General features: G+C 71.1%; 14 protein-coding genes and 3 pseudogenes. 10 read left to right on the forward strand and 7 right to left on the reverse strand.

From position 1 onward, the window contains the following. Positions 1-105: 105 nt before the first annotated feature. Positions 106-279: a CsbD family protein gene (locus tag ACZ7EC_RS00720; protein ID WP_471055807.1), complete on the forward strand. Its 174-nt coding sequence runs from the start codon at positions 106-108 to the stop codon at positions 277-279. A gap of 218 nt (positions 280-497) precedes the next feature. Here the strand turns inward: ACZ7EC_RS00720 and ACZ7EC_RS00725 are convergent, their stop codons facing one another. Further along, complete coding sequence (locus ACZ7EC_RS00725; protein WP_471055810.1) at positions 498-1,550, reverse strand: Lrp/AsnC family transcriptional regulator; 1,053 nt, start codon at positions 1,548-1,550, stop codon at positions 498-500. A 164-nt stretch (positions 1,551-1,714) separates the two neighbouring features. Between ACZ7EC_RS00725 and ACZ7EC_RS00730 the strand changes: the two genes are divergently transcribed. The 5 genes from ACZ7EC_RS00730 to ACZ7EC_RS00750 all read left to right on the forward strand — a co-directional run bounded on the left by ACZ7EC_RS00730 (position 1,715) and on the right by ACZ7EC_RS00750 (position 6,595). Then, a complete protein-coding gene (locus tag ACZ7EC_RS00730; RefSeq protein ID WP_471055812.1) occupies positions 1,715-2,434 on the forward strand; it encodes an SDR family oxidoreductase in 720 nt (239 codons plus the stop codon). 360 nt (positions 2,435-2,794) lie between these two features. Beyond that, complete coding sequence (locus tag ACZ7EC_RS00735) at positions 2,795-2,956, forward strand: hypothetical protein (RefSeq protein ID WP_471055815.1); 162 nt, start codon at positions 2,795-2,797, stop codon at positions 2,954-2,956. A 2-nt stretch (positions 2,957-2,958) separates the two neighbouring features. Continuing rightward, the gene (locus ACZ7EC_RS00740) at positions 2,959-3,234 is read left to right on the forward strand and encodes a DUF4190 domain-containing protein (protein WP_471055817.1); all 276 of its coding nucleotides are present in this window, start codon (positions 2,959-2,961) and stop codon (positions 3,232-3,234) included. A gap of 954 nt (positions 3,235-4,188) precedes the next feature. Next, positions 4,189-5,331 carry a serine hydrolase domain-containing protein gene (locus tag ACZ7EC_RS00745; RefSeq protein WP_471057755.1) on the forward strand — a complete coding sequence of 381 codons (1,143 nt, stop codon included), beginning with the start codon at positions 4,189-4,191 and terminating at the stop codon, positions 5,329-5,331. Positions 5,332-5,725: 394 nt separating this feature from the next. Continuing rightward, positions 5,726-6,595, forward strand: coding sequence for a class I SAM-dependent methyltransferase (locus ACZ7EC_RS00750; protein WP_471057758.1), 870 nt, complete (start codon positions 5,726-5,728; stop codon positions 6,593-6,595). A 108-nt stretch (positions 6,596-6,703) separates the two neighbouring features. On the opposite strand, the pseudogene ACZ7EC_RS00755 reads toward ACZ7EC_RS00750, so the two are convergent. Beyond that, positions 6,704-7,081 (reverse strand): annotated as a pseudogene (locus ACZ7EC_RS00755) (carotenoid oxygenase family protein); the annotation flags it as partial. Between the two features lie 149 nt (positions 7,082-7,230). On the opposite strand from ACZ7EC_RS00755, the gene ACZ7EC_RS00760 reads away from it, so the two are divergent. Both ACZ7EC_RS00760 and ACZ7EC_RS00765 read left to right on the forward strand, forming a co-directional pair. Next, complete coding sequence (locus tag ACZ7EC_RS00760) at positions 7,231-7,992, forward strand: maleylpyruvate isomerase family mycothiol-dependent enzyme (RefSeq protein ID WP_471055820.1); 762 nt, start codon at positions 7,231-7,233, stop codon at positions 7,990-7,992. Between the two features lie 124 nt (positions 7,993-8,116). Then, positions 8,117-8,638 (forward strand): annotated as a pseudogene (locus ACZ7EC_RS00765) (AAA family ATPase); the annotation flags it as partial. Positions 8,639-8,710: 72 nt separating this feature from the next. Here the strand turns inward: ACZ7EC_RS00765 and ACZ7EC_RS00770 are convergent. Further along, a pseudogene (locus tag ACZ7EC_RS00770) lies at positions 8,711-9,973 on the reverse strand (MFS transporter). A 17-nt stretch (positions 9,974-9,990) separates the two neighbouring features. Then, positions 9,991-10,530, reverse strand: coding sequence for an ArsR/SmtB family transcription factor (locus tag ACZ7EC_RS00775; protein ID WP_471055823.1), 540 nt, complete (start codon positions 10,528-10,530; stop codon positions 9,991-9,993). A 166-nt stretch (positions 10,531-10,696) separates the two neighbouring features. Here ACZ7EC_RS00775 and ACZ7EC_RS00780 point away from each other — a divergent pair, with 166 nt between their 5' ends. Then, positions 10,697-11,839: a DUF6183 family protein gene (locus tag ACZ7EC_RS00780; protein WP_471055826.1), complete on the forward strand. Its 1,143-nt coding sequence runs from the start codon at positions 10,697-10,699 to the stop codon at positions 11,837-11,839. Positions 11,840-12,224: 385 nt separating this feature from the next. On the opposite strand, the gene ACZ7EC_RS00785 is transcribed toward ACZ7EC_RS00780, so the two are convergent. The 3 genes from ACZ7EC_RS00785 to ACZ7EC_RS00795 all read right to left on the reverse strand — a co-directional run bounded on the left by ACZ7EC_RS00785 (position 12,225) and on the right by ACZ7EC_RS00795 (position 15,459). Further along, the gene (locus ACZ7EC_RS00785; RefSeq protein ID WP_471055829.1) at positions 12,225-13,244 is read right to left on the reverse strand and encodes a polyprenyl synthetase family protein; all 1,020 of its coding nucleotides are present in this window, start codon (positions 13,242-13,244) and stop codon (positions 12,225-12,227) included. Further along, a complete protein-coding gene (locus tag ACZ7EC_RS00790; protein ID WP_471055832.1) occupies positions 13,241-14,281 on the reverse strand; it encodes a tetratricopeptide repeat protein in 1,041 nt (346 codons plus the stop codon). The genes ACZ7EC_RS00785 and ACZ7EC_RS00790 overlap by 4 nt, the downstream gene beginning before the upstream one ends. A gap of 275 nt (positions 14,282-14,556) precedes the next feature. Beyond that, positions 14,557-15,459 (reverse strand): DMT family transporter, encoded by a 903-nt coding sequence (locus tag ACZ7EC_RS00795; protein ID WP_471055834.1) that lies wholly within the window; start codon positions 15,457-15,459, stop codon positions 14,557-14,559. A gap of 82 nt (positions 15,460-15,541) precedes the next feature. Here ACZ7EC_RS00795 and ACZ7EC_RS00800 point away from each other — a divergent pair, with 82 nt between their 5' ends. Next, complete coding sequence (locus tag ACZ7EC_RS00800; RefSeq protein WP_471055837.1) at positions 15,542-16,426, forward strand: LysR family transcriptional regulator; 885 nt, start codon at positions 15,542-15,544, stop codon at positions 16,424-16,426. Positions 16,427-16,450: the final 24 nt, after the last annotated feature.

Raw genomic sequence — 16,450 nt, forward strand, 5'->3', positions numbered from 1 at the left:
CTCGCGGAGGAAATTCCTCACCGCCACCTTTGTTTACGAGGGGTGAGCCGGGGCACTAGCCGGTCACGGCAAGACCGAACGAGGATTTCGAGGAGGCTGTCTTTCATGAGCGCCGGTGAGAAGGCCAAGGCGACGGGCGAGCAGGCCAAGGGCAAGACCAAGGAGGCCGTGGGCAGCGCCATCGGCAACGACCGGATGGCCGCCGAGGGCCAGGCTGAAAAGAGCACCGGCGATGCCCGCGCGGCCAAGGAAAAGACGAAGGACGCCTTCAAGCACTGACGTACTTCGCATCCTTCTTTCTCCAAAATTCAGGGGGCCTCCCGTTCACGGGAGGCCCCCTGCGGAATATCCGTGGTTCTTCGACGATCAGCACGCTCTCCTTGGGACGCCTCTTGCGAGGCTGCGGGGCAAGCCATGGCCCCAAGAGGGGCGAGCTGCCGGGGGTTCGTACGCCTGCGGTCGTGAAGCCCGACCCGGTCGTCTGTCCGCCGGAGGTGTCAGTGGCGGTCCTGCTCGCTCGGCGGGTCGGTCAGACGGTCACCGTCCAGGCGGGTGCCGGCCTGCTTGATCTGGCGGAAAATGGGACTGGTCTCCATGCTCTCGACACCGGGCAGGGTTCCTACCCGGTCGGTGGTGAACTCGAACAGCTCGTCGACATCGCGGCACTGCACAACGGCATGAAGGTTGTACGGTCCGGACACCGCGGCGGCGAATCCCACCTCGGGCATCTGCGCCATGGCCCGCCCCACGGCCTTGATCCTGGCCGGGTGGGCTCGCAGCCACAGGTTCGACCGGGTCCGGTATCCCAGGGCCGCTGGGGCGATCTCCACGTCGATGTGGACCACTCCGCCGGAAAGCAGCGCGTGCAGACGTCGTGACACTCGGCCCGGAGTGAGATCGGCCGCGGCCGCGAGGGCGACGAGACTGGCTCGTCCGTCGGCGGCGAGGGCCGCGAGCAGCTTCTCGTCCTCGGCGCTGAGCCGCGAAGGCTGATTCCTCATGACCGGCCGTTCGGTGAACGGGTTGCCGCCGGACCCCAGGGCTGACTCCTCTTCGGGGGTCAGGGTCCCGGCGAGTGCGGCCCAGTAGTGTCCGCGCCCGCCGACGAACTGACGGAGCAGCATCGATGCCTGCAGTTCGAGCACAGCGGCCGTGCGGGGAAGCCTGCGCCCGAGCAGGTCGTCGCGTTGCTCCTGCGACCGCGAGCGCACGGCGCAAGTGACCTCGGCGCCGGCGGCGTTCAGGGCGACCCAGCTGACGTCGTCGCGTTGCGCCAGTGCCTCGGCGATGGCCGTGGCACTGCCAGGCCGGCAGCGCAGGCGCACCATCCACTTGCTCTGCCCGAGCGCTCCCGGATCGACGACCCCGATCACCCGGACCGCCCCGGCGCGCCGCAGACGGCGGTATCGGCGGGCGACGGTCGGCTCGGAGAGCCCGAGGACCTTCGCGACGGTCGCGAACCCGACCCGTGGATCGATCTGGAGGGCGCGGAGGATTCGCACATCATCCGGCTCCAATATGCCGGAATCAGCGATCTCGGGACGCGACATGACGGTCATGCTACAGAGAGCACCGTCCTCGAGCCGTTGCGCGCCGTACATGGCCGAGGCTTGCGCGAGTACGACGGAAGGAACGGGGAGTCGCAGCCCGAGCCGGCTCGATCTGCGGTTCCCTGTCCCTCAGCAGCGACGAACCAACGAAGGACTCTGGCCTGATGTCTGCTCCCACCTCGAACGAAACTCCCCCAACCGCTTTGATTGTCGCCGCCGGACGCGGGCTGGGTTGCGCCATCGCCGAGCAGCTCCTCGACAAGGGATGGCACGTCATCGGCACGGTCCGGCCGGGCAGCCCGCGAACCAGGCTCCACGATCTCGCCGAGACCGTCGGCGACAGGATGGAGATCGAAACGCTGGACATCAACGAGCCGGAGCAGATCGCGGCGCTCCGCAGGCGTCTGGACGGCCGAGTGCTGGACATCCTGTTCGTCAACGCGGGAATCACCACTCGGGACGAACACATTCCCATCGGTGAGGTCACGACCGAGGAATTCACCGAGGTCATGCTCACCAACGCGCTGAGTCCGATGCGAGTCATCGAATTCCTGCAGGATCTCGTCACCCCGACTGGCTTGATCGGTGCGATGTCTTCCGGTCAGGGCAGCATCGCCAACAACGAGACCGGCCTGCGAGAGGTCTACCGAGGCAGCAAGGCGGCCCTGAACCAGTTCATGCGAAGCTTCGCGGTCCGCCAGCCCGAACCGGCACGCACGCTGCTGGTCATGGCGCCCGGCTGGGTCCGCACGGAACTGGGAGGATCGGACGCCCCTCTCGCTATCGAGGACAGCATTCCCCGGCTGGTGAACGTCATGCTCGCTCAATTCGGCACCCCCGGCCTTCAATTCCTTGACTACCGGGGCCGCACCGTTCCCTGGTAATACACGAGTCCTATTCGAGAGGGCCACTCCCCCGCTTCGAGGGCAGCCACCCGCATGGGTCGTTGCGGTGCGACGGCCCGGACGACCGGGTAGTCGACGGGGCCTGGTCGGCGCGGCCCGCGGCTCGCGCAGGAGCGGGGGCCGAGGCCGGGCGGGCGGGCGGGCGGGCGGCAGAAGTTGGGGTGCTGGCCTCCGTGCGGGACACAGTGCGGTCGGTGGTGCTTCCGGTGCGTGAGGCGCGCGTCGGCGGGTATCCGGCGATGTCATGGACGCGTTGACGAAACGGCCGCAGAGGCCGCCGTACGGACACGGCGGCGAACCGCCCTCCGCCGCCGGCACCGTCGGACCGAGGAGGTAGGCGTGCTGTTCCTGGTCGTCGCCCTGCTCCTGCTGGGCATCATTCTGGGCTCGGCCGCCTACCTCCCGTGGCCCGTCACCCTGCTGGCCGGCGCCGTGATCGCCGGCTGGCTCGTCGTGTTCGCCGGACGCGAGCGGCGCCGGCGCCGGTCGAGGAGGGCCTGACCATGCGCCTGACCGCACCACCCTCCGCCCGCACCGGCCGACGCGACACCGAAGGCATGGCCGTGGCCTCCTTCGTCCTGGGACTCCTCGGACTGCTCGTCCTCAACCTGGTCCTCGGCCCCATCGCCATCGTGCTCGCCGTCCTCGCCCTGCGCCGGGACACACCCCGCCGCTTCCGGGCACAGCTCGGACTCGGCCTCGGCATCGCCGACCTGGTCCTCTTCACCGTCCTGGCCTCCGCCCACGGAACCACCAACTGGACGATCTGGGGCGGCTGAACACTCCGGGACACCCCGGTGCCGCCCACGGGCGTCCCCTGAGTTTCGGCGCACCCCCGCCGGGGAAACGTCGCTCGTGATCTCGTACCGGCCACAGCAGCAGCCGAGGGCGGGCACGTCAGCGGTGGGTCGGGGGTCTTCAGCTCACCTCGGGTCACCGCGCGGATGTGGTCGCTCGCGAACAGGTTGTGCGGGTAGCCGAGGCCGATCGCGCTGATGTCGGCGAGGCGGCCCAGGTGGGAGGCGGTGAAGTCTACTTCCAAGGCGCCGGATCATCGGCAGAACAGAAGAAGATGCGCCGTCACGGGAGCCTGCGGGGCAACGGCAGAACCGAACGTGACAGCAGCCCCGCTGGGCCGTACGTCACCTGGCCCAGCCGAGATCATTCCCAGGCGGACACCGGCCAGGGTGACTCCCGGTTCGCCGTCCGAACCGGGGGAGGAAGGCGCCCCGCCAGTCTGCGGATGAGTGGCTGCCCGTTCCGCCTGCGTCGTCTCAGGCCGCACCAGGCTCGGATGGCCCGCCTGCCCCGCGATGTCCGGCACACACGCTCACCGCGTCGCCGGGGGAACGGCTCCGGCGCCGAACTCCTCGGCCGCTCCCCTGATCTGACGGGTGTGCTCGCGCAGCATGCGCCGCAACCCTCGCCGGGTGCCGGTGCCCGCCGCCGTACGTTCGGGGGTTTTCCCCACCTTGCAACCGGTGGACAGCAGGCTGCTCAGCGCGGTCCGACCCGTCGATACTCGATCGTACGCAGCAGCCGTCACCCACCGATCTCAGAGGAGTAATTCCGTGTTCCAGCGCGCGCATGCAGCGGACAATCCGCGTCCTGCCGGACGGGAGGAGCCCCAGAGGTGGGGAGCGATGCCTGGCGACCGGGCCGCCAAGGCGTCGGACGGGTGCCCGAGATGCGCGGTGCGCAGGGCGCGGAGACTGCGGCTCGGCGCCGCCGGGATGCTTGCGGCGGCGGTCATGGCAACCAGTCTGGCGATGCCCGCCCCGGCGGCTCACGCCATGGAGGTCGCGGGTGGTCACCGCGCCACTCAGGAGGCCCTCGACGGAGTGGTGCGGGACGGGCCGCCCGGTGGTGTCGCGGTCGTCGAGGACCGGCACGGTTCCTGGGCGGGCCGCGCCGGTACCGCAGACCTGCGGACGGGGAGGCCACCGCGGGTCGAGGACCGGTTCCGGGCGGGCTCCATCACCAAGTCTTTCGTGGCCACGGTCATGCTCCAACTGGAGGCCGAAGGAAGGCTGAGTCTGGACGACACCGTGGACCACTGGCTTCCTGGACTGGTCGAGGGACACGGACACGACGGCAGGCAGATCACCCTGCGCCAACTCCTCAACCACACCAGCGGTGTCTACAGCTACACCGAGGACGAGTACTTCAAGCGGCGCGAGTTCGGCACCGCCTTCCTCCGTCATCGCTACGACACCTGGACGCCGGGGCAAATCGTCCGGCTCGCCATGACCCACCAGCCCAGCTCCGCCCCCGGCGACGCGTGGAGTTACTCCGACACCAATTACGTCCTCGCGGGCATGGTGATCCGGAAGGTCACAGGCCGCTCGTACGCCGACGAGATCGAACGGCGCATCCTGCGTCCCCTCCACTTGGACTCCACCGTCCTGCCGGGAACCCGGTCGTCTCTGCCCGGGCCGGCGGGCAGGGCCTACTCGAAACTGACCGGGGAACTCGCGGGCCCCGGCGAACCGGGCGGCAAGACGTACGACGTCACCGAACTCAACCCGTCCCTGGCGGGCGCTGCCGGGGAGATCGTCACCACCGCGCCCGATCTCATCCGGTTCTACCGGGCGCTGCTCTCCGGAAACCTTCTCGAACCGCGCCAGTTGAAGGAGATGACCACCACCGTGCCGATCCCGCAGGCGCCGGGCTTCTCCTACGGCCTCGGCCTCATGAAGCTGAAGCTGTCCTGCGGTGTCGAGGTGTGGGGTCACAACGGCGGCATCCAGGGGTCGATATCGGAAGCCCTGACGACCGCCGACGGCAGGCACGCCTTGGCACTCAACTTCAACGGGGACTGGAACGTGCACGAACAGCGGGTCGTCGACGCCGAGTTCTGTAACGCGCGACCATAGCCCCCCGCTCGCCCGTGGGCCACGCCCCAGGAGAGCGCCGACTCGTCGTGTCCGCCCCATGGACGCGCTCGGCGGCCACCACCTCTTCTCTACGATGATCGCCGCGCTGCCACAGCGTGCTCGCAGGCGGCAGAGGCGCCAGCCGGCCTCACCGTCGGTTCCGGAGCGAGTCGAGGGTGACGGCTGCTCGGGAGGGCTCGGCGGTCTTGACGTAGCGGGTGGCGATCCTTGGGAGTGTGGACGAGGTCTCCCCGTCGGCGACGGCGGCGGAGGACGGCGTGATCGTCGAGGGCGCCGCGCGGTTGAGTGGGGGCCTCCCCCGTTCGGCCGACTTGCCGGTGGCGTCTAGGCTGGCGCGGTGACTGATGAGCAGGAGCGGGTGCAGCCGTCGGGAGTGTGGGCCACGGCGGTGGGGGTGGCCCGAGTGCGGGCGCTGGAGACCGAGCGGGAGAACGCGCTGTTCCGCGACCCACTGGCGAGGGCCTTTGCCGTTGCCGGCGGCCTGTGGTCCTCCTCGCCGCCGCTGCCCGATGACGAGGCCGCGCGCCACCGTCGGCTGGCCGTGTCGTTCTCCATCGTCATCAGGACGAAGTTCCTCGACGACCTGTTGCAGCAGGCCTCCGCGTCCGGGATCCGGCAGGTCGTGCTGCTCGGCGCCGGCATGGACAGCCGGGCCTTCCGGATGAACTGGCCCGAGGGCACCCGGCTGTTCGAGGTCGACACCGCCGCGCCGCTGGACTTCAAGGCTTCGGTACTGCGCCAGGAGCGGGCCGTCGCACGCTGCGAGCGGATCACCGTCGCGGCGGACCTGCGGGAGGACTGGCCAGGCGCGCTGGCCGCCGCGGGGCACGACCCGGCGGTGCCGACCGTGTGGATCGCCGAAGGACTGCTGATCTATCTGCCCGAGGACGCGGTCGAACTGCTGATGGCCCGGATCAGCGCGCAGTCGGCGGCAGGCAGTCGGATGGGGCTGACGCTGGGCTCGCGCGGCGTGATCGAGCGCTTCGGCGCGGATGCCGCGCCGGGATCGGCGGCGTCCATGTGGGTCTCGGAGATGCCCGACGACCCGGTTGGCTGGCTGGCCGGGCACGGCTGGGAGGCCGACACCCACACCCTGCGCGAGCGCGCTGCCGCCTACGGCCGCCCGATCAGCACCCCGCCACAGCGGGAGGAGCAACCTGGCGGACTGGTCTCGGCGGCTCGCCGGAGCCGCGGGCTCGCCCAATTCGTCCCGCGTCATCAATCCTTGAGCGATCTCGCTTGACCTTGATCGCTCATCGGCAGCATGGGCAACGTCGGCGGCCAAGGTTTCGGTCGTGGGCGCAGCGTAGGGACCCGCGAAAGAGCTGACTGTCCTGCCATCAGACGATGGCTACACCGCGTGATGTGGGTGTCGCGGTCGTCCTCGCGGCCGGGCCGACGGCTCCGGCCCGCGTGGTCGCCGGTGTCGCGGGGTGCCTGGTATCCAGCTGCCGTGGAAGCCGGCGGGGACGCGTCGCGGGAGTTCCACGGTCGCCGTCCGGGTCAGATCGTGGACGTCGAGAACCAGCAGTTGCGATGGGGCCGCCGGGCCGTGGGAGACGATCGGCAGCAGCCAGCCGGCGTCCTCCTCGGAGGCGTCGTGCGCCGGGACGAAGACCGCTTGTCCGGGTGCGGTGCCCGCGCCGGTGCCGTAGGCCGTACTGGTGCCCGCGACCGTGTCGTACTTCATGATCGCGTTCTCGCTGATGGTGTAGAGGTAACGGCTGTGGCGTACGGTGCGGTGTCCTCTGTCTTCTCAGGAACGGGATATGACTACGACGCTACGACCAGGCTCTCCAGCCGGTGCTCTGACATCCCGCAGCTGACGGCCTGGGAAATAGGGTGCGGTCGGCTGCGCCGGGGTGATAGGCAAGCGATGTGACAGACCGTCTTGAGTTCTCCGCCCTGCTGCAACTGCTCGACGAGCGGTCGGCCGCGTTCCGGAGTGCGGTTGCCGCCGCGCCCGGCCTTGACGCGCCGGTGCCGTCCTGCCCCGAGTGGACGTTGTTCGATCTGGTGCGGCACCTGGGTACGGGCCAGCGCTGGTGGGCCGCCATCGTCGCCGCGGGCCCGGCCGAGGCTCCGCCCGCCAAGGACGCCGCAGAGGTGCCATGCGAGCTCAAGGCGCTGCTGGCCTGGTACGCCGAGTCGAACGAGCTGCTGCTGACTGCGCTGCGCGAGGCCGGCCCGGAGCGCGAGTGCTGGGCGTGGTGGAGCGCCGGCGTGTCGCCGGCGAATGCCTGGGGCGTTGCCCGGCGCCGGGTGCACGAGGTGCTGGTGCACACGTACGACGCCCAGCTCGCCGCAGGCGCGGTGCAGCCGATGCCGGCGGACGTCGCGCTCGACGGCGTGGCCGAGTTTCTCGACACCTGCAACTCCACCCCGGCGGCCTGGCCGCACGAAGCCGCCACCATCCACTACCACGCGACCGAAGGCCGCTCCTGGCTCCTCGCGCTGGACGGAACCGGCGCCTGGCCCGCACCCCTCACGGACGGCGCCGCGCCCGCCTCCGCCTCAGCCACGGGCACGGCCGAGCAACTGCTCCTCTTCGTCTGGGGCCGTCTCACGCTGAGCGATCTGAAGATCGAGGGCGACCAGCAGGTGTTCGAGCGGCTGATCGCCTGGGAGCCCGAGGAGTAGTCAGGCCGAGGCAGTTCCGTGTCCGCGGCATCTTCGGCCGGATATCGCGGAGCAAGGCCGTGCCAACAGGCTGGATTTACCACTCTGCCTGCCCTATGGCGCGCGGGACGCTAGCTTCAGGTGAATGATCGTATGGCTCAACGGCACCCATGGCGCAGGCAAGACGACGACCAGCGCGCTCGTGCAGCAACTGATCCCGGACTCACGGGTGTTCGACGCCGAGAAGGTCGGCGAGACACTCATGGACATCAAGCCGGGGCTGCCCGCGACGGACAACTTCCAGCACTGGCCGCCCTGGCGGCCGCTCGTGGTCGAGACGGCCCGACGCGTCCTCGACTACACCGGCGGCACCCTGGTCGTACCCATGACGGTCCTGGTCGAGTCGTACTGGCGCGAGATCAGCTCGGGCCTTGCCCAACACGGCATTGAGGTACGACATTTCGTTCTCCATGCCGACCAGGACACCCTTCGCGGGCGCATCGCGGGCGACACGGTTCTCGGCCCCGACTCCCCGTTCCGTCTGCGATACCTGGAGCCCTACGCAGAGGCCGCCCGCACGTGGCTGCACGCCGAGGCCGAGGTCGTGGACACCACGCACCTCACACCCGCTCAGACCGCCCAGCGGATCGCAGAGAGCGTCAAGGCGCGCACTCCAGGCGCGCGTTGGTCCCCCCCGGAACCTGGCGACCGACCTGGTGTGACGACCGCGGCGCAGGCGTCACACCAGGTCGGTGGCACTTCTCTCGGTGGGGCTCAAGGCTGCCGGGTGGTCGTGGGCGGCGGCCCGCAGCGCCGCTTCGACCCGGCGGTTGCTGGTCATGGACGCGGTGACGGCCGTCATCGCCAAGAGGAGGACGGCGGCGGCGTAGAGCGGGGTGCGGATGTCGTAGGTGGTGGCCAGCCAGCCGCCGAGGAAGGCTCCGACGGGGGCGGCGCACATGGCCAGCATGCGGGAGGTCGAGGCGACCCGGCCCATGAGGTGCGCCGGCACGATCGCCTGCCGCAGGGAGGGACCGAGCACCATCGTGGCGCCCATACCGGCCCCGCAGACGGCGAGCGCCAGCCCGGCCGCGTACGGGTCCGGGGCGGCGGCAAGGCCCAGGATGGCCAGCCCCTCGGCCGCGTCCGTGCAGGTCAGTGCGGTGCCGGTGCCGAGTCACCGGCCAAGGCAGGAGGCGAGGCCCGCGCCGAGCAGGCCGCCGGTGGCCTCCGCCGTGAGGAGCAGACCGAAGCCGTACCTGTCGATGCCGAGGCGGTCGTGCGCGAAGAGGGCGAGAACGGTCTCCACCGCGAGGAAGGCGACGTTCCCGACCGCCGGACGGAGCGCGAGGCCGAGCAGCACGCGGTCCCGGAGGACGTACGAGGCCCCGGCCCACGCCTGCCGAAGCAGCGACTCGCGGGTCTCCGGCACGGGCCGGGGCATGGCGGGCAGGGTGCGCACGAGCACTGCCGAGAGTACGAACGACACCGCGTCGGCGAGCAGCGGAACCGCCCGCCCGAGCGCGAGCAGCGCGCTGCCCGCAGGCGGCCCCGCGAAGCCGGACATGGCGGTCTGGGCCCCGCGCAGGCGGGAGTTGGCGCGCTCCAGGAGTACGGGGTCACGGCGGAGCAGATCCGGCAGATAGGCCGTGGCGGCCGTATCGAAGAAGAGTCCGCCGAGGCCGAGCAGGAAGGCGACGGCCGCGAGCAGCGGAATGCTCAGGACGTCGAGCACGGCCGCTGCCGCGGGTAGCACGAGCAGGACCGCACGTGCCGTGTCCGCGACCCACATCGTGCGCCGGTGGTCCCAGCGGTCCACCAGCGCGCCGCCGAGCACTCCGAAGATCGGCCACGGCAGCGTTCCGGCGGCCGTGACGACGGCGAGCGCCATCGGGTCCCGCGTCAACGCCAGCGCGAGCAGCGGCAGCGCGGCCTGCGTCACCCCGTCACCGAACGAGGAGATCGTCTGCGCTGTCCACAGCCGCCCGAACCCGGACGGCACCTTCCGCAGGCTGGAGGTCACTTGGTGTCTCCTTCGGCCTGCTCGCGCGTCGCCGGGTGGAACAGTGCGAACACGAGCGAGGCGTCCGGCAGCGCGGGATCGGACAGCTCCCGGTATTCGTCCGCCAGTGCCTGCAGCCGTGCGCCCAGCTCCGCGAACTGCTCGTCGGTGAGCCGCAGATGCGCCATCCGCACGTGCCGTTCGGCAGTCACCGGCGCGGCCTCCAGGTCCGCCACCGCATGCCGCATCAGCACGTCCGGGCCTCCCTCGCCCGGATCCGGGAGCACGATCGCCCGCGCGGCCATCGCGTAGTACCGCTCGGTGACGCCCCGGACCTTCCGCGTCCGCACCACCTTCACGAGGCCGGCTCGCTCCAGCAGCCGTACGTGGTAGCTGGAACTCCCCTTCGCGAGGCCCACCCGCTCGGCGATCTGCGTGATCGTGGCCGGCTCGAAGCGGAGCACGGCCATGATGCGGTGGCGCGTCAGATTGGAGACGGCGCGCAGCTGTTCGTCAGTGGTGACGTGGAACGTCTCGGGAAGGTCGTCGGTCGGCATGCGAGCAATGGTCAACAGTTCTTGACCATTGGGCAAGGGATTATTTCGCGCCAACTTGTCTGTGCGCCCGGTAGGCCGGTGGACGTTGCCGAGGAGGCCGTCGTCCTGGCCGCAGGACCGGAAAACCGACGTGCCCCGCCAAGCAGACCTCTCGTAGGCTCACGGAGTGAGCGACGAGATACAGAGGATCGTGACGGAACTGCCCGACCTGCAGAGCGTGACCGAGGTGTGGGACACGGCCGAACGCAGGCTCGGCCAGGGCGACATCGCCTTCGTGGCCGATCTCGGCATCGCTATCGCCGGCCGGTACGGCTCGTCTGCCGCTCAGGTCTGGCAGCACCGCAGTGTCTTCGACCGTTCCCTCCGGCTGCTGACCCTGACCTCGGGCCAGGAGTGTGTCGAGCAGGCCCTGCGGCTCGTGTCGGTCGCCTCGCCCGGCAGCAGGAAGCTGCCCCGCTATGCGGCTTCCCTCCTGGCCGATGGCCAGACCCCGGAGAACCTGGCCGTCGCGTTCGCCGGCGGCAGCTCGCGCGCGGCGGCCTCGGAGGAGCTCCGTGCCTGCCTCGTGCACGAGTTGGTGCTCAGGGACGTCAGGATCACAAAGTCGCCGGCCATCGAGGCGTGGGCGACTTCACCGCACTGGCGCCGTCATCCGCTCGGCTGGCTGCCACTGGAGCTTTCGGTGATCGAGGAGGCGCCGCCTCTCCCGAACTACGCGGTGGGTGGGGCCAGTTACTCGATGCCTTACGGGCCGCAGGACGGCACCGGCGTCGCGCTGGACCGCGGTGCCCCCCTGCCGCAAGCGGTCGAGACGACGACGGAGGAGTTCAGCGAAGCCGCGACCGCATCGGTGGCCAACTGGGCGGCGGAGTCCAACGGCCGCAGTGAGGCCAGAACGTACGAGCTGGCGGGCCCGGTCGAGGCGAGGGCCCTCCCCGGCCTGTTGGCGGAACTGGGGCTGGAGTGCCTGAGCGGTGTCGGTCCGGACAAGCCCTTGGCCCTGTCCGCCTGTCGACCGCAACGCGCCTGGCGCATGCTGTTCGCGGCGGCGTCGACCGGTGGCGCGTACAACAACGGCGTCTACGGCGCCTACGGGCGACTGGCGGCCTGGCGTTCCCTCGCCGCCCTGTCCGGAGCGTCCACGACAGCGCCGGTCGGTGAGGCGGAGCGGCGTATACAGGAATGCGACTGGTACGGCTTCGAAGCCGCCACGAAGTGGTTCGAGCGCGTGGCGTGGGACATAGGACTGGTCTCCGTCGCCCCGGCGGCTCGGCGCATCGCTGTGCTGGCGGCGACGGACACCGACTGACCGGCCGATGAGATCCGGCGGTTCTCACGCCATGAGGTCCGGCTAGACGACACCGGCTGCCGTCCCGCCCCCACCGGCATGGCCTGCACCCGGACGTTGACGCCGCGCTGGTGGCAACCGCGGTCCCGTGGCGGCGCAAGCCCGGCAAGGGACACGCCGACAAGGGCTGCGTGTGCCACGGCCTCGCCGGGCATTCCGATCGTCCGACCATCCAGTCGTACTGCCGCCCATCCAGTCGTACTGCCGCCGTCGCCCGGCGTCCGGTGCGCCGGGGTGGGCTGTCCGCGCCGTCCGCCGCACCGGCGCGCCGCTGCCGCTCACGAGTCCCGCCGCGGGCGTGGATACGGCGAAGGTTTCTCGGGGGCCGCGCGGCGCGCCGGTGGGTTCACAGGTCGCGGCCGACCAGGAAGTCCAGCACGGTGAACAGCTCCTCCGTGGCGGCGGGGGCCAGCGCTGCTCGGGTCAGGAGGGTGCGGGCGGCGGCCGTGTGGGTGCGGGCCTCGGCGAGCGCCGCCGTACGGCCGCCGGCCGTCTCGATCAGTTCGGCGGCCTCCCGCGCCCGCCCCGGCGAGGCCAGCAGCTCGGGCAGACGGCGGGCAGCCGGGGAGTCGAGCGCGGCCAGCACCGGATAGGTCTTCTTGCCCTCCCGCAGATCGCCGCCCGCGGGCTTGCCGGTGACGGCGGGGTCGCCCCAGATCCCGAGCACGTCGTCGACCAGCTGGAAGGCGATGCCGAGATGCCGTCCGGCCCGGTCCAGCGCGTCGGCGGTGTCCTCGTCCGCTCCCCCGAGCACGGCACCCAGCGCGCAGGCGCAGCCCAGTAGCGCGCCGGTCTTGGCCTCCGCCATCGCCCGGTACTCCTCGGCCGTCACCCTGTCCGGGCCGGTGCACGGCCGCCCGGTGAACAGCAGGTCGTCGGCCTGCCCGCGCACCAGGTCCGCGAGGGCCGCCGACAGCCGCCGTACGGCGCGGGCACCCTGCGGTACGGCGGCGAGGGTTTCCACCGCCAGCGCGAACAGGGCGTCGCCGGCCAGCACCGCCGGCCCCGTGCCGTACGCCTTCCACACGGCCGGGCGGCGGCGCCGGGTCGCGTCGCCGTCCATGATGTCGTCGTGCAGCAGCGAGAAGGTGTGCACCAGTTCCACCGCGACCGCCGCCGGGATCCCGGCCCGTGCGTCGGCGCCCGCGGCCCGCGCGCCGAGCACCGCCAGCGCCTGCCGTACGCCCTTGCCGCCCGGTGTGGCGGAGGGCGCGCCGCCCACCTCGCACCAGCCCAGGGAGTACCCGGCCATCTCGGCCGTCCACGGATGCAGCCCGCCCACCGCCTCGCGCAGCGCCGGCCCCACCAACTCCGCACAGCGGACGAGGACTTCGGGCGCGGCGGGCGGAGCCTGGAGCGCGGTCACCGTACGGCCTCCGCGTGGGGTGCGAACTCCTCCTGGGCGCGAATCACCAGCCGTTGCACGTGCTTGAGCCCGCTGCCTTCCAACGAGCTTGCCAGCTCGGCGAGTTCGGCCGCCGTCTCGGCGCGGTCCCGGCCCAGCAGGGCCAGCGACTTGGCGAGGCCCAGCCGGGCGAGCGCCTCGCCGCGCGGCTCGCTCATCGCGCGGAACTCCCGCAGCGCCAGCTCGTACATCCGCCGCGCCTCTTCATGCCGTCCGGCCCGGAAGAGGACGTTGCCCCGCATTTTGTGGTTGTAGGCCAGCGCGCTGGACAGGTTCATCGCGCGGCAGCCGGCCTCCGCGCGCGACAGCAGCTCCAGTGCCTTCTCGGTGTCCTTGTCCCGCACCGAGAGGATGTCCGCGAGGCCGCGCAGCGCCCACGCGTGCCCGCGTCGGTCCTCGGCTCGCTCGGCTATCTCCGCGGCCTCCTGGAACAGCGCGTACGCCCGGTCGTAGTCCCCGGTGTTGCGGTGCATCTGGGCGATGCCCTCCAGCGCCCACACCGTGTGCCGGGCCTCGCCGCGCCTGCGGGCTTCGGCCAGCAGTTGTTCGTGCAGCCGGCCGACCGCCGCGTAGTCGCCCTGGATGCGGCCGGTCTCGGCGAGTCCGGCCAGCGAGTAGCCCCGGCAGACGACGTCACCGGCCCGTTCGCCGAGGTCGGCCGCGAGTTTGAGCAGCCGCCAGGCCAGCGGGAAGGCCCCGCGCTGCCGGGCGAGGGTGCCGCCGCTCCACAGTGCCCACGCCATCGTCGCGGTGTCGCCGGCCTCGCGGGCGGTGCGGTAGCTCGCCTTCCATGCCTGGTCGGCCTCGCGGACGTTGCCGAGCCGCCGGTGTGCCTCGGCTACGGCGAGCCCGCAGCGGGCGGCCTCGGCCCGGTGCCCGGACCGCTCGGCCTCGCGCAGCTTGTCGATGCCTTCCGCGAGTACGTCCGTCAGCGACGAGTTCACGGAGAGGGTGGTCAGGGCGCCCTGGTATTCGGGCGCGAAAGCCTTGCCGTACATGCATGCCTCTCTATACACGATGCGTATACACAGCGTGTATAGCACGTCGGGGATACGCCCCGTCCGCGAGGACCAGGGCGTCGGTCTGTTGTCGATCAAGACGCGGGTGCCGCGGCGGGGGTTGTCCGCGCAGAGCGGCTCATGATGTGAAGGTTCCGTGCAGACGGACCAACAGTGCTGCCTGAAACCGCTGTTCAGCGCCCCGGCCTCCGTGACGCGTCGTGCTCCTGATCGAGCGCGGGAAGAAGGACCCCCGCCACGGGCGCACCGGTGGCTCAGCGCCGGCGCGAGATGGCCACACCGGTCAGGCAGAGTACGCCGCCGACGAGCCCGTACACCGTCGGGATCTCGGCGAGGAGCAGCCACGACAACAGCACCGACACTGCCGGGACGGCGTAGGTCACCGCGGAGAGCCGGCCGGCGTCCATGCGGCGCAACGCGTAGGCCCACGCGGTGAAACCGATCGCCGTGGGGAACACGCCCAGGTAGACGGCGCCGAGCACCGCTCCGGTGGGCGCCACCCGCAGCTCTCCGGCCAGTCGCGGCGCCCAGGGCAGCAGGACGACGGTGGCGACGACGCAGCCGAGCCGGATCGCGGTGAGCCCGTCGACGTGCCGCAACGCGACCTTCTGGATCATGACGCCCGCTGCGTAGAGCACCGCGGCCAGCAGACACAGCAGAACACCTGCCGAGTCCCGCTGTGCGGTGGCCCCGGTCGCGATGACCGCGGTTCCGCCCAGCGCGACGAGTGAGCCGATGACGAGAGGTCGCGAGAAACCTTCCCCGAGGAACTTCCCGGCGACGACGGCGACAAGCAGCGGCGCGAGGTTCACCAGCAATGCCGCGGTCCCGGCGTCGACGTGCCGCTCCCCGGCGTTGAGCGCGACGGTGTAGCCGGCGAGCCACAGCACGGCGTAGGCCGCGATCAGCAGGAACGCCGTGCGGGACAGGCGGACCCGGACCGCCCGCCGGGCCGCCGCGATCACCGTGAGCGTGCCGGCCGCGACGCCGAGCCGGAGCAGCGCCAGCGGCGCGGGGGACAGCGCGTGCCCGACGCCGCGAATGGCGACGAACGCCGAGGCCCACAGCATGACCGCGAGCCCGGCGGCGGCCGCGGTCCTGCCGAGGTCTGTCTTGCCGGTGCCGGCGGGCCGGGTGGTGTCGACTAGATCGGTCATTCTGGCATCGTCATGCCCGACGTCCGTACAGCACAAGCGACGAATTCTGTACATCCGTTAAGCATGGCTGTACGGTCGCGGGATGCTGGACATCCCACGGCTCCGCGTCCTGCGGGCGGTCGTCGCGACGGGTTCGATCCGCGCGAGTGCCTCCGCGCTCGGCTACACCCCATCGGCGGTGAGCCAGCAACTCGCCACGCTGCAAAGGGAGACCGGGCTCCGGTTGTTCGAGCGGTCCGGTCGCGGCATCGAGCCCACCGCGGCCGGCCGGACCCTCGCCGCCGAGGCCGGCACGCTGTTCGAGGCGTTCAGCCGGGTCGAGCGGGTGGTCGGCGATCTGCGCGCCGGCCGGGTCGGCAGCCTGTCGATCGGCTACTTCGGTTCGGCTGGAACGGCGTGGTTGGCGCCGACCGTCGCGGCGCTGCGTGCCGAGTTCCCGGAGCTCCGGCTGGATCTGCTGCTGACCGAGTTCACGCCGGGCGACCCGGACATCGACATCTTCGTGGAGGAGACGGGTGTCGAGCGCAGCGGGTCGGTCGATGTCCGCAGGCTCGTGGAGGACCCCTATCTCGCCGTCGTCCGCGCCGACGATCCGCTCGCCGGGATGCCGGAGGTGCCGTTGCCGGAACTCGCCGCACGGCGTTGGGTGGACAACGATCTGCGCCAAGGGGCGTGCCGCCAGGTGCTGCTCAACGCCTGTGCGCAGGCCGGGTTCTCCCCGAGTTTCGTGGTGGAAGCGCACGACTACCGGACGGCGATGTCCTTCGTGGCGACGGGAATCGGACTGACCGTGGTGCCGGCGCTCGGTATCGGCGAGTTGCCGGAGGGCCTGACGACCGTCGCTCTGGTCTCCCCCACTCCGGTCCGCTACGTCGGTCTCGCGGTGAAGAAGTCGATCGCGCGGCACCCCGCCGCCCGGCGCGCCGTGGAGCTGCTGGAAGGGCTGGTGTGCGCGGGGAAGTCCTGAGCTGCTGGACGGACGGGCCTTCGT

Source organism: Streptomyces sp. NPDC037203, from assembly GCF_055605065.1.

Bases quoted from the DNA above. Each gene is read 5' to 3' on its own strand.
- ACZ7EC_RS00775 (WP_471055823.1), bottom strand. From the start codon at position 10,530: ATGCCGACCGACGACCTTCCCGAGACGTTCCACGTCACCACTGACGAA.
- ACZ7EC_RS00725 (WP_471055810.1), bottom strand. From the start codon at position 1,550: ATGTCGCGTCCCGAGATCGCTGATTCCGGCATATTGGAGCCGGATGAT.
- ACZ7EC_RS00795 (WP_471055834.1), bottom strand. From the start codon at position 15,459: ATGACCGATCTAGTCGACACCACCCGGCCCGCCGGCACCGGCAAGACA.
- ACZ7EC_RS00720 (WP_471055807.1), top strand. From the start codon at position 106: ATGAGCGCCGGTGAGAAGGCCAAGGCGACGGGCGAGCAGGCCAAGGGC.
- ACZ7EC_RS00730 (WP_471055812.1), top strand. From the start codon at position 1,715: ATGTCTGCTCCCACCTCGAACGAAACTCCCCCAACCGCTTTGATTGTC.
- ACZ7EC_RS00790 (WP_471055832.1), bottom strand. From the start codon at position 14,281: ATGTACGGCAAGGCTTTCGCGCCCGAATACCAGGGCGCCCTGACCACC.
- ACZ7EC_RS00800 (WP_471055837.1), top strand. From the start codon at position 15,542: ATGCTGGACATCCCACGGCTCCGCGTCCTGCGGGCGGTCGTCGCGACG.
- ACZ7EC_RS00740 (WP_471055817.1), top strand. From the start codon at position 2,959: ATGCGCCTGACCGCACCACCCTCCGCCCGCACCGGCCGACGCGACACC.
- ACZ7EC_RS00745 (WP_471057755.1), top strand. From the start codon at position 4,189: ATGCTTGCGGCGGCGGTCATGGCAACCAGTCTGGCGATGCCCGCCCCG.